Source organism: Tepidimonas ignava (genome assembly GCF_004342625.1).
Lineage (GTDB): Bacteria > Pseudomonadota > Gammaproteobacteria > Burkholderiales > Burkholderiaceae_C > Tepidimonas > Tepidimonas ignava.
The window spans coordinates 118,065-133,604 of record NZ_SMAH01000003.1; the positions used below are offsets into that span (position 1 = coordinate 118,065).

Consider the following 15,540-nt stretch of genomic DNA (forward strand, 5'->3'; position numbering starts at 1 on the left):
AACGGCAAGGGCAGCCCGACAAGCCCGCTAGTGTAGCGGCGCGGCGTGCCAGCCTACGGCGCCGTGATCAGCGCCAGCCTCGACGGTCGTCGTCCCACCGGCCGTGCCCCGGGTACCCCCAGGCGGGCGGCGCGCCCCAGGCCCCCGGCACCACCACGCGTGGGCCACCATCGCGATCCCAACGGTGATGATGATGGTGGTGGTGCTTGCGGTGGCCCGGCGGCGCCCACAGCACCGGCGGCGCCACAACGGCCACCGGCGCCCCCCACACCACCGCCGGCGGTGGCGCCACCACCACGGGCGGTGCGACGACAACCGGCACCGTGTTGCCGACCCGCACGCTCACGCCCGGCTGGTGCACACCGACCGACCAGTACACGTCACCCGCGTGGGCCACGCCGACCGACCCCACCATGCCCCACCATGCCGCCACCGCGGCGCGCTTCCAACGAAGGATGTTCATAGCGATCTCTCCTGCCTCGCGAGCGCGAGTTTGATGATCATGCACGCCCCGTCATTGAAGCACCCCGCGCAAGCTACAGGTATCACCCAATCGTGTCGAACGTAACCGGTGGTAACGGCGGCGTGGGGCCCAGGCGCGGGGCCGCGGCGCACCGGTGGGTCAACGCGGTGGCTGCGTGCTAGACTGGTCGAACAACAACCATAATTGATATCAATGGCAACACCAACACACGAGCGCCCAGGCTTCGACCCCGTGGCCGAATGGCGCGCCATCGTGGCCAACACCCCGACGGCCGTCGCGCAGCGCATCAGCGCGCTGGTGCACGACCTGGGCGACGAACTGGCCGAGGCTTTCTACGCGGAAATGCTGGCCCACCCGAAGGCCAAGTTGTTCTTGGACGCCGACATCGTGCACCAGCGTCTGCACGCCTCGATGCGCCGTTGGCTGGGCGAGCTGTTCGCACCCCATCCCCCCGAGGCGTTGCCGGCCATCGTGGCCCACCAGCGTTATGTCGGCGAGGTGCACGCCCGCATCCAGTTGCCGATGCATCTGGTCGCGCGCGGGGCACGCTTCCTCAAAGGTCGGTTGCTCAGCCGACTGCTGCGCCGAGCGGACAACGCGCTGGATGCGGACCAGACCGAGGCGGCGCTGCGCTATGTCAACGACCTGTTCGACTTGGCGCTGGAGTTGATGGCGGAATCGTACGTGCGTGACACCCAACGCGTCGCCCGCACGGAGGAAGCCTTTCGCTTGCACGCGCTGAGCCAAAACCTGCAGGTGGAGCGCGAGCGGCAGCGTTTTTTGCTCGCCGCCTGGGGCCAGGAGGTGTTGTTCGCGCTGCATCGCGGCGGTCAGCCGTTGGTGCTGCCAACGCTGCGCGGCTCCGAATTCGGCTTGTGGTTTCTGCACAAAGGCGCCAACCTGTTCGAGGGTGCCCCTGAAGTCGAGCTGGTGCACGCCGGCCTCGACCACATCGACGGCACGTTGCTGCCACAGCTGCAAGCCGGGGACGCGCAACGCCAGCCGGTGTTGATCACCGAGCTGCAAACCGCGCTGGACAACCTGCAGTACCTCGTGCAAATGCTGTTCGAGCGCCACATCGAACTGGAAAGCGGCCGCGACGCGCTCACCCGGCTGCTCAACCGGCGCTTTCTTGGCCCCATCTTGGCCCGGGAAGTGCACCTGGCCCAGCAGCGCCGTATCCCGTTTGCGCTGCTGTTGCTCGACCTGGACCATTTCAAGCTCGTCAACGACCAGCACGGCCACGACGCCGGCGACGCCGTGCTGCAACAGACCGCACTGCTGCTGCTCAACCACGTGCGCGCCAGCGACTTTGTATTTCGCTACGGCGGCGAAGAGTTCCTCATCGTGCTGGTGGACGTCACGCCGGAGCAAGCGCTGCACCATGCCAACAAGCTGCGCCAGCGCGTCGCCGAACACGGGTACGAGCTGCCTGGGGGCGCCACGCTGCGCTTGACCACCAGCATCGGCGTGGCCCCTTACCAGGGCCACCCCGACTACCAGTACCTGATTCGCCAAGCCGACACCGCGTTGTACGAGGCCAAACGTGGCGGACGCAACCGGGTCGTGTTGGCCGACCGCGCGTCGGCCGGCGAACCTACAATCGGGGCATGAGCGAGCACGCCCCGCATACCCCCGAACACCACCCCGCCTCCAGCAGCAATTTCCTGCGCCAGATCATCGAGCGCGACTTGGCCGCAGGCCGCCACCAGGGCCGCCACTGGGGCGGCAGCCCCGGCGACGCCGACCACCACGCCCGCGGCGTGCCCGACCCGGCGCGCATCCGCACCCGCTTTCCCCCCGAGCCCAACGGCTACCTGCACATCGGGCACGCCAAAAGCATCTGGATCAACTTCAGCCTGGCGCAGGAGTACGGTGGTGTGTGCCACCTGCGCTACGACGACACCAACCCCGAAAAGGAAGAACAGGCCTACGTCGACGCCATCGCCGACGCCGTGCAGTGGCTGGGTTGGAGCTGGCACGCCCACGGCACCGAACACCGCTACTTCGCCAGCGACTATTTCGAGACGATGGCGCGCGCGGCCGAGTACCTGATCGAAACCGGCCACGCTTACGTGGACGAGCAAACGCCCGAGCAAATGCGCGCCAACCGTGGCACGTTGACCGAGCCGGGCATCGACAGCCCCTGGCGCGACCGCCCGGTGCAGGACAACCTGCGCCGCTGGCGCGAGATGCTGGCTGGCCAGCACCCCGACGGCGCAATGGTGCTGCGCGCCAAGATCGACATGGCCAGCCCCAACATCAACCTGCGCGACCCGACGATCTACCGCATCAAGCACGCCACGCACCACAACACCGGCGACCGCTGGTGCGTGTACCCGATGTACACCTTCGCGCACCCCATCGAGGACGCGCTGGAGCAGATCACGCACAGCATCTGCACGCTGGAGTTCGAAGACCAACGCCCGTTTTACGACTGGTTGCTGGAGCGCCTGGTGCCGCTGCTGCGCGCGCCGCACTTTGCGCGCGCCCGCCAACGCATCGAAGACCTGCGCGCCCAGGGCGTCGAAGCAGCCAAGACGTTCGCGCTGCGCTGCCACAACGCCGCGGCCAAGCTCGGCCGCAACACCGACGCCGAGCGGCGCATGGCCGCGCTGTTCGCGCGCTGGGAGCACGACCGCGACGCCGTGCTGCGCGACCTGGACGGCTTTTTCGAGCTGCTGCTGGCCGAGCTGCACCACTTCACCCCGTTGCTGGCGCAGGTGCTCACCGCCTACGAGCCCGAGCCGTTCGACCTGCCGCACCAGTACGAATTCGCGCGCCTCAACCTCACCTACGTCGTCACCAGCAAACGCAAGCTCAAGGCCTTGGTGGACGAGGGCATCGTCGCCGGCTGGGACGACCCGCGCCTGCCCACCATCGCCGGCCTGCGCCGACGCGGCTACACGCCGGAGGCGATCCGGCTGTTTTGCGAACGCACCGGCGTGAGCAAAGCCGGGGGGTGGATCGATTACGGCAACCTCGAAGTCGCGCTGCGCGACGACCTGGAAGGCCAAGCCCCGCGCGCCATGGCGGTGCTGGATCCGGTCGAACTCGAACTCACCAACTGGGCCGAGGTGTTTGGCAGCGCCACGCACCGCGAGGCCTGCCGCGCCCCGCTGCACCCCCACCACCCCGGTTGGGGCGAGCGCCAGTTCACGCTGGGCCCGCGGCTGTGGATCGAGCGCGAGGACTTCGCTGAACAGCCGCCCAAGGGCTATTTCCGGCTGTTCCCCGGCAACAAGGTACGCCTCAAGTACGGCTACGTCGTCGAGTGCACCGGCTGCGAAAAGGACGCCCAGGGGCAAGTGACCAAGGTGCTGGCGCGCGTGATCCCCGACACCAAAAGCGGCACCCCCGGCGCCGACGCCATCAAGGTCAAAGGCACCATCACCTGGGTCGGCGTGCACGAGGCGGTGGCCGCGCAGGTGCGCCTGTACGACCGCCTGTTCACCGACCCGCAGCCCGACGCCGGCGGTAAGGACTTCCGGGCCGTGCTCAACCCGGCCAGCCTGCGCACCGTGCGCGGGTACGTCGAGCCGACCCTGGCCAACCTCCCCGCCGAATCGCGCTGGCAATTCGAGCGCCACGGCTACTTCTGCACCGACCGGCTCGACCACCGTCCCGAGCAGCCGGTGTTCAACCGCATCGCCACGCTCAAAGACGGCTGGGGCGGGCGCTGAGCGCGCGCCGCTACGCCCCCCCGCCCCCGCGTGGGTGGTGGCGCGCGTGCAGCTGGCGCAGCCGCTCGCGCGCCACATGCGTGTAGATGGTGGTGGTGGCAATGTCGGCGTGCCCCAGCAACAGCTGCACCGCGCGCAGGTCGGCCCCGTGGTTGAGCAGGTGGGTGGCAAACGCGTGGCGCAGCGTGTGCGGCGACAGCGGCGCCTGGATGCCGGCCGCGCGCGCGTGGCGTTTGACCACGTGCCAAAACATCTCGCGCGTCATCGCCGCACCGTGGCGCTGCGTCACGAACAGGTCGTCACTGACGCGCCCGGCCAGCAGGGCGGGGCGCGCCTCGCCCAGGTAGCGGCGCAGCCAGTCGGCCGCCACGTCGCCAAACGGCACCAACCGCTCCTTGGCCCCTTTGCCGGTGACGCGCAGCACCTGGTCGGCCAGGCTGAGCTCGTGCAGCCGCAGCGCGGTCAGCTCACTGACGCGCAGGCCGCTGGCGTACATCAGCTCCAGCATCGCACGGTCGCGCAGACCCAGCGGGGTCGTCACGTCGGGCGCGGCCAGCAGGGCCTCCACCTGCGCCTCGGTCAGGGTCTTGGGCACCCGCAGCGGGGTGCGCGCCGCCAGCAGCGGCAGCGTGGGGTCGCGCTCGATCAGCCCCTCGCGCAGCGCCCAACGGTAAAAGCGCTTGAAAGCGCTCAGGCGCCGGTTGCTGCTGGTGGCGCGGCTGCCCGGCAGGCGCGCGGCCATGTAAGCCTGCACGTCGGCCGCGTCCGCCGCCAACAAGCGCTGCCCGCGCCTGGCGAGCCAGCCGGCCAGCCCCTTGAGGTCGCTGCGGTACGCGGCCAGCGTTCGCGCGGCCAGCCCCTCCTCCAGCCACAGCGCGTCGGCCCAACGGTCCACCAGTGCATCGTCCCCGGGTATCATCGCCATATGACGATGGTAGCGCCCCCGCTGAGCGTCGAGCCCGTGCCGGCGCTGAGCGACAACTACATCTGGCTGCTGCACGATGGGCGCCAGGCCTGGGTCGTGGACCCGGGCGAGGCCGAGCCGGTGCAGCGGGCGCTGCACGCGCGTAACTTGTCGCTGCAAGGCATCCTGATCACCCACCACCACGGCGACCACATCGGCGGTGTGGCGGCGCTGCGGGCCGCCACCGGCTGCCGTGTGGTGCGCCCGGCGCGTGAGCCGCTGCCTTTCGACGACGGCGAACCGGTCGACGACGGCGCCACGCTGACCCTGCTGGGGCGGCGCTGGCGGGTGCTGGCCGTGCCCGGGCACACGCTTGGACACGTGGCCTACGTCAGCGAACCGGCCGGCGACGGTGAGCCGGCCTGGCTGCTGTGCGGCGACACCCTGTTCAGCGCGGGCTGCGGCCGCCTGTTCGAGGGCACGGCGGCGCAGATGCTAGCGTCGCTGGACCGCCTGGCCGCCCTGCCCGACGACACCCGGGTCTGTTGCGCGCACGAGTACACGCTGGCCAACCTGCGCTTTGCCCTGAGCGTGGAACCGGCCAACGCCGCGCTGCGGGCGCACCAGGCGCGCTGCGAAGCGTGGCGCGCCCAGGGCCAGCCCACCCTGCCCAGCACCATCGGGCTGGAGCGGGCCATCAACCCGTTTTTGCGCACGCGGGAACCCGCGGTGCGCGCCGCCGTCCAACCCCACGTTGCCGGCGCCGCCCACGACGCCGACGTGTTCGCCGCGCTGCGTCGTCTCAAGGACAGCTTTCGCTGACCGGCGGCGCCGTCCCCTTGCCTTGCCCACCGAATGCCGATGCTTTCACGATCCCCCTGGGCTGTGCGTTGTGCTGCGCTGACCGCCGCGCTCGTGCTGGCTGGCTGCGCCCACCGGCCCGGCGGTGCGGACCTCAGCGCTGCCGCCACGCCCACCGCGGCCATCCCTGAGCCAAAGGCGGCATCCCATGCCGCCACGCCACCCGCAGCGGCCCCCACGGCGGTGGCCATCGTCGAGCGGGTGGAGCCGCCCAGCGCCGCCGCGCCACTGCCCGAGCCCCCCGCCGTGGCCCCGGTGCAGGCCCCGCGCGACTTGTGGGAGCGCATCGAGCGCGGCTTTGCCATGCCCGATTTGGACGACGAGCGCGTGGCGCAATGGGAACGCTGGTACGCCAGCCGCCCGGACTACCTGCAACGCATGGTGGACCGCGGCAGCAAGTACCTGTTCCACGTCGTCGAAGAACTGGAGCGGCGCCAACTGCCGGCCGAACTGGCGCTGCTGCCCTTCATCGAAAGCGCGTTCAACCCGCAGGCGGTCTCGCGCGCCAAGGCCGTCGGCATGTGGCAGTTCATGCCGGCCACCGGCAAACATTTCGACCTCAAGCAAAACGCCTTTCGCGACGACCGGCGCGACGTGCTGGCGTCCACCCGGGCGGCGCTGGACTACCTGGAGCGGCTGCACCGCATGTTTGGCGACTGGCACCTGGCCCTGGCGGCCTACAACTGGGGCGAAGGCAACGTGCAGCGCGCCATTCGACGCAACGCCGCCGCGGGGCTGCCCACCGGGTACTCCGACCTGCGCATGCCCGACGAAACCCGCCACTACGTGCCCAAGCTGCAGGCGGTCAAAAACCTGGTGCGCGCGCCGCAGCAGCACGGCGTGACACTGCCGCCGGTGGGCAACCACCCGTTTTTTGACACCGTGCGCATCGAGCGCGACCTCGACGTGGCGCTGATCGCGCGCCTGGCGGACGTGTCCGAGGCGGACTTTCGCACCCTCAACCCCGCACACGACAAGCCCGTCATCATGGCCGCGGGCACGCCCGAGATCCTGCTGCCGTGGGACAACGCCGTGCTGTTCACCGAGCGGCTGCGGCAGCACCGTGGCTCCACCGCGAGCTGGACCGCCTGGCGCGTGCCGCGCGACATGACCGTGGCCCAGGCCGCACGCGAGCTGGACTGGTCCGAAGCCGAGCTGCGCGCGGCCAACCGCATCCCGCCGCGCATGAAGCTCAAAGCCGGCTCCACGCTGCTGGTGCCGCGCGAGGGACGGCTCGACCGCGACGTGCCGGAGCATTTGGCCGACCATGGCCAAGTGCTGCTGGCGCCCGAAGTGCCACCGCTGCGCACGGTGCGCGTGCAGGCCCGCAAGGGCGACACGCTGGCCACGCTGGCCAAGCGTCACGGTGTGAAGGTGGCGGACCTGGCGGCGTGGAATGGCCTCAAGCCGACAAGCGCGCTGCGGGCTGGCCAAGCGCTCGTCGTCCAGGTGCGAGGCAAAGCCCCCAAGCAGGGCCAGGCCACCCAAGTGGCCAAAGGCAAGGCGGCGTCCCAACGGGCGTCGGCACGCGTGGCGGCCAAGCGCGCCACGCCGGGCGCCCCCGCGCAAGGCGGCAAGCTGCAGCGGCTGGCCACGGCCCGGGCACCGGCGGCCCACGCCCGCTGAACGGCCCGCACGGCGGCGCCCCGCGGGCGCCGCGGCCCACCGCTGAAGCCCTGCGCCACACGACAAAAAGCCCCGTGCCGCCTGGAGGCGCACGGGGCTGGATGTTTGGAGCGGGAAACGAGTCTCGAACTCGCGACCTCAACCTTGGCAAGGTTGCGCTCTACCAACTGAGCTATTCCCGCCTGGTGGGCTCGGGCCGATTGCCTGAGCCGCGCATTGTGGAGGCGCGGGCCGGAGTCGAACCGACCTACTCGGATTTGCAATCCGGTGCATAACCGCTTTGCTACCGCGCCTTGTCTGGTTCAACCCGACAACCGCCGGAGGGCGGTTGCTGAACATGCGAACCCAGCAACCACCACGTCAACTTGGAGCGGGAAACGAGTCTCGAACTCGCGACCTCAACCTTGGCAAGGTTGCGCTCTACCAACTGAGCTATTCCCGCGTTGCCGCTGCCGGTGGTTTGCACAACCAGCAGCGCCGACAGACCTGCATTATAGCCGAAAAAAAGCCCGGTGCCGCCGTGGGCGCGGCTCAGTGCGTCACCGCCGGCGCCGTGCCTTCGGCCGCCGGCGCAGCCGCCACCGTCGGCTCCTCATCCGGCAACGGCACCGGCTGGCGCTCCAGCGCCAGCTCCAGCACCTTGTCGATCCAGCGCACCGGCACGATCTCCAGCCCCTGCTTGACGTTGTCGGGGATCTCCGCCAAGTCTTTGACGTTTTCTTCCGGGATGATGACGGTGCGCACGCCACCACGCAGCGCAGCCAGCAGCTTTTCCTTCAGGCCGCCGATGGCGGTGACCTCGCCCCGCAGCGTGATTTCGCCGGTCATCGCCACGTCCGCACGCACCGGGATACCGGTCAGCGCCGACACGATCGCCGTCGTCATCGCGATGCCGGCGCTGGGGCCATCCTTGGGTGTGGCGCCGTCGGGCACGTGGATGTGGATGTCCTTTTTCTCGAACAGCTCGTCGGCGATGCCCAGCCGCCGTGCGCGGCTGCGCACCACGGTGCGCGCGGCCTCGACCGACTCCTTCATCACATCGCCCAGCGACCCGGTGCGGATCACGTTGCCCTTGCCCGGCATGATGGCGGCTTCGATGGTCAGCAGGTCGCCGCCCACCTCGGTCCACGCCAGCCCCACCACCTGGCCGACCTGGTTTTGCTGCTCGGCGCGGCCGTAGGTGTACTTGCGCACGCCCAAAAAGTCCGCCAGGTTGTCCGGCGTCACGACCACGGGCTTGTTCATCTTGCCCAGCAGCAAGCCCTTGACCACCTTGCGGCAGATGCGCGAGATCTCGCGCTCCAGCGCGCGCACGCCGGCTTCGCGGGTGTAGTAGCGCACGATGTCGCGCACGGCGGCCTCGGTCACCTCCAGCTCGTCGTCCTTGACGCCGTTGTTGCCACGCTGCTTAGGCAGCAGGTAGCGCAAGGCGATCGCCACCTTCTCGTCCTCGGTGTAGCCCGACAGGCGAATCACCTCCATGCGGTCCAGCAGCGCCGGCGGGATGTTGAGCGAGTTGGACGTCGCCACGAACATCACATCCGACAGGTCGAAGTCCAGCTCGACGTAGTGGTCCTGGAAGGTGTGGTTTTGTTCAGGGTCCAACACCTCCAGCAGCGCCGAGGCCGGGTCGCCGCGGAAGTCCATGCCGAGCTTGTCGATCTCGTCCAGCAGGAACAAGGGGTTGCGCACGCCCACCTTGGTGAGGTTTTGCAGCACCTTGCCCGGCAGCGCGCCGATGTAGGTGCGCCGGTGACCGCGAATTTCGGCCTCGTCGCGCATGCCGCCCAGCGCCATGCGCACGTATTTGCGCCCGGTGGCCTTGGCGATGGACTGCCCCAGCGACGTTTTGCCCACCCCCGGCGGCCCCACCAGGCACAGAATCGGCGCCTTGACCTTGTCGACGCGCTGCTGCACGGCCAGGTATTCCAGGATGCGTTCTTTGACCTTGTCCAGCCCGTGGTGGTCGGCGTTGAGCACCTCCTCGGCGTAGGCCAGGTCGTGGCGCACCTTGGTCTTTTTGCTCCAGGGCAGATTGACCAGCACGTCGATGTAGTTGCGCACCACGGTGGCCTCGGCCGACATGGGCGACATCAGCTTGAGCTTTTTGAGCTCGGCCTCGGCCTTTTGGCGCGCCTCCTTGGGCATGCGTGCGGCCTTGATTTTCTTTTCCAGCTCCTCGATTTCGGCGCTGGCGTCCCCCTCGCCCAGCTCTTTTTGGATCGCCTTGACCTGCTCGTTGAGGTAGAACTCGCGCTGGTTTTTTTCCATCTGGCGCTTGACGCGCCCACGGATGCGCCGGTCGACGTTGAGGATTTCGACCTCCGCCTCCAACTGCGCAAACAGGTGCTCCAGCCGCTGCACCAAACGCTCCAGGTCCAGGATGCTTTGTTTGGCTTCGAGCTTGAGCGGCAGGTGCGCGGCGATCGTGTCGGCCAGGCGACCGGGGTCGTCGATGCTGGCGATCGAGGTCAGGATCTCCGCGGGAATCTTTTTGTTGAGCTTGACGTACTGCTCGAACTGCTGCATCACGGCGCGGCGCAGCGCTTCCAGCTCCTTCGGGTCGGCTTCGGCGCGCTCGGCCTCGGCGTCGACCGGCAACAGGTGCGCCGAGAAGTGCCCCTCGGCATCGTCGTCGACGCGCAGCACCTTGGCGCGTTGCACGCCCTCGACCAGCACCTTGACCGTGCCGTCGGGCAGCTTGAGCATTTGCAGGATGCTGGCCACGCACCCCACCTCGAAGAGGTCGGCGGGGGTGGGTTCGTCCTTGGCGGCGGTTTTTTGCGCCACCAGCATGATGCGCCGCTCGTGCGCCATGGCCGCCTCAAGCGCCTTGATGCTCTTGGGCCGCCCGACGAACAGCGGGATCACCATGTGCGGAAACACCACCACGTCGCGCAACGGCAACAGCGGCAGTGTCACGGGTTCGGCAGGCAGCGGGGGCAGTCCAGACATCGTGGGATTCCTTTCGTACACAGGCGCAGGTGGGGGCGCCGGGGCTGGACTTCAAGCTCGCCCGCCACGCCGCCGCACCCGGCGCCAGCGCGGCGGCGCTCAGGCCTGCTTGGCTTCTTCGTGGTACACCAACAGCGGTGGCCGCCCTTCGGTGATCGTGGCTTCCTCGACCACCACGCGGCGCACGTTGTGCAGGTTGGGCAGCTCGAACATCGTGTCCATCAGGGCCTGCTCCAGGATCGAGCGCAGGCCGCGCGCGCCGGTTTTGCGCTGCAGCGCCTTGCGTGCAATCGCCCGCAGCGCCGCCGGGCGCACCTCCAGCTCCACGCCCTCCATGGCGAACAGCTGGGCAAACTGCTTGACGATGGCGTTTTTGGGTTCGGTCAGGATGCGCACCAGCGCCTCCTCGTCCAACTCCGCCAACACCGTGACCACGGGCAGCCGCCCGACCAGCTCGGGAATGAGGCCGTAGCGCACCAGGTCATCGGGTTCGACCTGGGTGAACAGCTCGGTCAGCGCGCGCTCGCGCTTGCTGCGCACCGCAGCGCCAAAACCGATGCCGCTGGCTTCGGTGCGCGCTTCGATGATTTTTTCCAGCCCCGCGAACGCGCCGCCGCAAATGAACAGGATGTTGGTGGTGTCCACCGCGATCATGTCTTGGTTGGGGTGCTTGCGCCCCCCCTGCGGCGGCACCGACGCCACCGTGCCCTCAATGAGCTTGAGCAGCGCCTGTTGCACCCCCTCGCCCGACACGTCGCGGGTGATCGAGGGGTTTTCCGATTTGCGGGTGATTTTGTCGATCTCGTCGATGTAGACGATGCCGCGCTGGGCCTTGTCCACGTCGTAGTCGCACGCCTGCAGCAGCTTGGCGATGATATTTTCGACGTCTTCGCCGACGTAGCCCGCTTCGGTCAACGTGGTGGCGTCGGCCATCACAAACGGCACGTCCAGCTTGCGCGCCAGAGTCGAGGCCAGCAGCGTCTTGCCCGAGCCCGTGGGACCGATCAGCAGGATGTTGCTCTTGGCCAACTCGACCCCGCTTTGGGCCGCCTGGTCGTTGTGGCGCAGCCGCTTGTAGTGGTTGTACACCGCCACGGCCAACACCTTTTTGGCGTTTTCCTGGCCGATCACGTACTGGTCCAGGTGCTCCTTGAGCTGCGCCGGTGTCGGCAGCGCCGACGCGGCCGCGCCCAGCGGGGTGGCGGCGTCGCGGGCCTCGTCGCGGATGATGTCGTTGCACAGGTCGATGCACTCATCGCAGATGAACACGGACGGTCCGGCGATGAGTTTTTTGACCTCGTGCTGGCTCTTGCCGCAAAACGAGCAGTACAGGGTCTTGTCGCGCGGGCTTTTCTTGTCGGCCATGGGAATACTCTAGCAGGCTGTGCGCGGGGCCATCAGGACCGCTTGTCGATCACCTTGTCCACCAGGCCGTACTCGGCGGCCTCGGCGGCGGACATGAAGAAGTCGCGGTCGGTGTCGCGCTCGATCTTTTCCAACGGCTGGCCGGTGCGCTCGCTCAGGATGCGGTTGAGGTCGGCGCGCAGGCGCAGGATTTCGCGCGCGTGGATTTCGATGTCGGTGGCTTGCCCCTGCGCGCCGCCCAGCGGCTGGTGGATCATCACGCGCGCGTTGGGCAGCGCGAAGCGCTTGCCCTTGGCGCCGGCCGCCAGCAGGAACGCGCCCATGCTGGCGGCCATGCCGATGCACAGCGTGGACACGTCCGGCTTGATGAAGTTCATCGTGTCGAAAATGGCCATGCCGGCGCTGACCGAGCCGCCCGGCGAGTTGATGTACAGCGAAATGTCCTTGTCGGGGTTTTCGCTTTCCAAAAACAACAGTTGCGCCACCACCAGGTTGGCCGACTGGTCGTTGACCGGCCCCACCAAAAACACCACCCGCTCCTTGAGCAGGCGCGAATAGATGTCGTAGGCCCGCTCACCGCGGCCCGACTGTTCGATGACCATGGGGATCAGGCCCAGGGCCTGTGCGTCCAGCGCGCTCATGCGTCGTTCACTCCGTCTCGTCGATGGCTACAGGTGCCGTGCACCCAAGCCTTACTGTAACCGCTTCGCGCCCGCCCCACCGGACCCCACCAGCAAAAAGGGCGGGCCCACGGCCCGCCCCGGCATCGCCAACGTGCGGCCTCGGGGGCGCCGCGGCGTCAATCCTGCCCCATCAGCTCGGCGAACGTGATGGCCTTGGGCGTGACCTTGGCCTTGCCGAAGATGAAGTCGGCCACGTTGTTTTCCAGCACGATGGCCTCGATTTCGGCCATGCGCTCGGGGTTGGCGCGGTACCAACGCACGACTTCCTCGGGTTGCTCGTAGGACGAGGCCAGCTCGCGCAGGTGCGCGTCGACCTGCTCGGCCGTGGCGCGCAGGTCGTTGGCCTTGATCAGCTCGGCCACCACCAACCCCAGGCGCACGCGGCGCTCGGCCTGCTGCTGGAACAGCTCGCGCGGGATGGGGGCCTTGTCAGCGTCCTTGAGGCCGCGCTGGCGCAGGTCCTGGCGCGCGCCTTCGATCAGGCGGTCGATTTCCGCCTCGATGGCGGCTTTGGGCAGGTCAAGCTGGGCCGCCTTGGCCAGCGCATCCAGCGCCGCGGTCTTGTTGCGCGCCAGCAGGCGGAACTTGACCTCGCGCTCCAGGTTGCGACGGATGTCGTCGCGCAGCGCTTCGAGCGTGCCGGCTTCGATGCCCAGCGACTTGATGAACGCTTCGTCCACCTCGGGCAGTTGCTGCTGCTCGATTTTTTTGACCGTGACGAGGAAGTCAGCCGTCTTGCCCGCCACCTCGCGGCCCTGGTAGTCCTCGGGGAACGCCAGCGGGAAGGTCTTGGACTCGCCCGCCTTCATGCCACGCACGGCGTTTTCGAACTCGGGCAGCATCTGGCCTTCGCCGATGACGAAGCTGAAGTCGCTGGCCTTGCCACCCTCGAACGGCTCGCCGTCGATCTTGCCTTCGAAGTCGATCGTCACGCGGTCACCGTCCTGCGCCGGCTCACCCTCGGGGCGCGGCGTGAAGGTGCGGCGCTGCTTGCGCAAAATCTCCAGCGTGCGGTCGATGGCGGCGTCGTCCACGCTGGCTTCGAGCTTTTCCAGCTCCAGCGCCGACAGGTCGCCCAGCTGCACCTCAGGAAACACCTCGAACACCGCCTCAAACGCCAGCACGCCCTCGGGGGCGCCTTCTTTTTCGCTGATGCGCGGCTGCCCCGCCACGCGCAGTTGCGCTTGCGCCACGGCGTCGGCAAAGGCACGGCCGACCTGGTCGTTGATGACCTCGTACTGCACCGAGTAGCCGTAGCGCTGGGCCACCACCGACAAAGGCACCTTGCCGGGGCGGAAACCGTCCATGCGCACCTGGCGCTGCAGGCGCTTGAGGCGCGTATCGACTTCCTTCTGGATCGCCTCCAGCGGCAGCTCGAGCGTGAGCTTGCGCTCGAGCTTGTCCAGGGTTTCGACGTTGACAGCCATGGAAAAAACTCCTTGTGATCGTGGATGGACCTGCCGCGTGGACAAATCCGTGCAAACCGGTGCATGCCCGGCCACTGGCCGGACAAATGGTTGATTGTAGTGCAGCGCTACGCCCAGGCGACCTGCACCCACCGCCAAGCCCACCAGGTCAGCAGGCTCAGCACGGTGGCGGGCACACCGATCGCCGCATGGCGCCGCCAGTCCAGCCGCACGCCGTCGCGCGCGGCCAGGTCGGCCACGATCAGGTTGGCGATCGACCCCACCAGCAGCAGGTTGCCCGCGTAGGTGCTGGCCAGCGCCAGGGTCACCCCCTGCTCAGGGCTGCTCAGGTGCGGCAGCAGCAACATCACCGCCGGAACGTTGGACACCAGGTTGGACAGCGCCACCCCCACCACCGCCAGCACGGTCGGCTCGCGCAGGTGCACGCCGTGCTGCGCCAGCCACGCCACCGCCTGCGCCGCCACACCCGTGCGCTCGAACGCCCCGTTCACCACAAACAGGCCCATGAACAGCAGCAGCAGCGGCCAATCGACCAAGCCCATGAACTGCGCCGAGTGCAGCCGGCGGCTGAGCAGCAACACACCCGCAGCCACCAAGGCGACCACCTCGTGCGGCCAATCGGTGACCACGAAGATGGCCAGCAGCGCAACCGCCACCGCCAACCCCTTGCCCGACTGCCAAACGTTGAACGGCGGGCCCTCGTCGTCGTCCACGCGCGCCGCACCCGCGCCGCTTGGGGGTGGCGCGCGCCGCAGCACCAGCATCATCCACCCCCACAGCGCCAGCAGCGCCAGCGCCACCGGGGGCAGCGCGGCCGCCGTGTAGGCGCCAAAGGGCAGCCCGAGCACCGAGCCGATCAGCATGTTCTGCGGGTTGCCGATCAGGGTGGCGGCCGAGCCGATGTTGGCCGCGCACGCCACCGCCACCAGCCACGGCACCGGGTCCCAGCCGCGGCGCCACGCCACGCGCACCACCACCGGCGTGACCGCCAGGCACACCACGTCGTTGGAAAACACCGCCGACAACGCCGCCACCACCGCCAGCAGCGCGGCCATCAGCGTGGGAGCGTGCCGGGCGCGCAGCGCCACCGCGCGGGTCACCGCGCCGTAAAACCCGCCCAGCCGCATCTGCGCCGACAGCAGCATGAACGCAAACAGCAGCACGATGGTGGGCAGGTCGATGGTGGCCGCCGCCTCGCCGATCGACCAGCCATTGACCGCGATCATCGCGATGGCGCCCAGCACCGCCACACCGCTGCGGTCCAGCCCCGTGCGCGGCAGCCCACCTAAAAACATGCCCAGGTACACGAGGGCGAAGATGAGCATCGTGCCGATGTGCGCCACATCGGCGCCGTGCAGGGGGAAGGACATGCCAGCGAACGCCAAGGGATGTCAACGGCAGAGCCGACGGCGGGCCACCGCCGTGCAGCCGGCCTGGTGCGCGGGGGGGGACTCGAACCCCCACGGTGTCGCCACCGTCAGGACCTAAACCTGGTGCGTCTACCAATTTCGCCACCCGCGCGGGCCGCCCCGTGCGCAGCACCGGGGCGGGG

The 15,540-nt window shown here is 68.7% G+C and carries 11 protein-coding genes and 4 tRNA genes; 4 read left to right on the forward strand and 11 right to left on the reverse strand.

The genetic code is table 11. From position 1 onward, the window contains the following. Positions 1-67: 67 nt before the first annotated feature. Positions 68-463 carry a hypothetical protein gene (locus tag EDC36_RS03135; RefSeq protein WP_185971202.1) on the reverse strand — a complete coding sequence of 132 codons (396 nt, stop codon included), beginning with the start codon at positions 461-463 and terminating at the stop codon, positions 68-70. 213 nt (positions 464-676) lie between these two features. Between EDC36_RS03135 and EDC36_RS03140 the strand changes: the two genes are divergently transcribed. Together EDC36_RS03140 and EDC36_RS03145 are read left to right on the forward strand one after the other, a co-directional pair. Next, positions 677-2,098 (forward strand): GGDEF domain-containing protein, encoded by a 1,422-nt coding sequence (locus EDC36_RS03140; protein WP_132961805.1) that lies wholly within the window; start codon positions 677-679, stop codon positions 2,096-2,098. Further along, complete coding sequence (locus EDC36_RS03145) at positions 2,095-4,167, forward strand: glutamine--tRNA ligase (protein WP_132961806.1); 2,073 nt, start codon at positions 2,095-2,097, stop codon at positions 4,165-4,167. The genes EDC36_RS03140 and EDC36_RS03145 overlap by 4 nt, the downstream gene beginning before the upstream one ends. A gap of 10 nt (positions 4,168-4,177) precedes the next feature. Here the strand turns inward: EDC36_RS03145 and xerD are convergent, their stop codons facing one another. Further along, entirely contained in the window at positions 4,178-5,092 is a 915-nt protein-coding gene (gene xerD, locus EDC36_RS03150) for a site-specific tyrosine recombinase XerD (protein ID WP_390616712.1), read from the reverse strand. Between xerD and gloB the strand changes: the two genes are divergently transcribed. Together gloB and EDC36_RS03160 are read left to right on the forward strand one after the other, a co-directional pair. Next, positions 5,093-5,893 (forward strand): hydroxyacylglutathione hydrolase, encoded by an 801-nt coding sequence (gene gloB / locus EDC36_RS03155; RefSeq protein ID WP_243646453.1) that lies wholly within the window; start codon positions 5,093-5,095, stop codon positions 5,891-5,893. A gap of 39 nt (positions 5,894-5,932) precedes the next feature. Continuing rightward, entirely contained in the window at positions 5,933-7,558 is a 1,626-nt protein-coding gene (locus EDC36_RS03160) for a transglycosylase SLT domain-containing protein (protein WP_132961807.1), read from the forward strand. Between the two features lie 106 nt (positions 7,559-7,664). Here the strand turns inward: EDC36_RS03160 and EDC36_RS03165 are convergent. The 9 genes from EDC36_RS03165 to EDC36_RS03205 all read right to left on the reverse strand — a co-directional run bounded on the left by EDC36_RS03165 (position 7,665) and on the right by EDC36_RS03205 (position 15,509). Continuing rightward, a tRNA-Gly gene (locus EDC36_RS03165) sits at positions 7,665-7,740 on the reverse strand. A 37-nt stretch (positions 7,741-7,777) separates the two neighbouring features. Further along, a tRNA-Cys gene (locus tag EDC36_RS03170) sits at positions 7,778-7,851 on the reverse strand. A gap of 73 nt (positions 7,852-7,924) precedes the next feature. Beyond that, positions 7,925-8,000: transfer RNA gene (locus EDC36_RS03175), tRNA-Gly, on the reverse strand. An 89-nt stretch (positions 8,001-8,089) separates the two neighbouring features. After that, the gene (gene lon, locus EDC36_RS03180) at positions 8,090-10,513 is read right to left on the reverse strand and encodes an endopeptidase La (RefSeq protein ID WP_132961808.1); all 2,424 of its coding nucleotides are present in this window, start codon (positions 10,511-10,513) and stop codon (positions 8,090-8,092) included. Between the two features lie 99 nt (positions 10,514-10,612). Continuing rightward, positions 10,613-11,878 (reverse strand): ATP-dependent Clp protease ATP-binding subunit ClpX, encoded by a 1,266-nt coding sequence (gene clpX / locus EDC36_RS03185; protein ID WP_132961809.1) that lies wholly within the window; start codon positions 11,876-11,878, stop codon positions 10,613-10,615. A 32-nt stretch (positions 11,879-11,910) separates the two neighbouring features. Continuing rightward, positions 11,911-12,519: an ATP-dependent Clp endopeptidase proteolytic subunit ClpP gene (gene clpP, locus EDC36_RS03190; protein ID WP_132961810.1), complete on the reverse strand. Its 609-nt coding sequence runs from the start codon at positions 12,517-12,519 to the stop codon at positions 11,911-11,913. Between the two features lie 158 nt (positions 12,520-12,677). Further along, on the reverse strand, positions 12,678-13,988 hold the full coding sequence (gene tig / locus EDC36_RS03195; RefSeq protein ID WP_132961811.1) for a trigger factor: 1,311 nt from the start codon (positions 13,986-13,988) through the stop codon (positions 12,678-12,680). A 107-nt stretch (positions 13,989-14,095) separates the two neighbouring features. After that, on the reverse strand, positions 14,096-15,358 hold the full coding sequence (locus tag EDC36_RS03200) for an ArsB/NhaD family transporter (protein ID WP_132961812.1): 1,263 nt from the start codon (positions 15,356-15,358) through the stop codon (positions 14,096-14,098). Between the two features lie 64 nt (positions 15,359-15,422). Next, positions 15,423-15,509 (reverse strand) — tRNA-Leu (locus EDC36_RS03205). Positions 15,510-15,540: the final 31 nt, after the last annotated feature.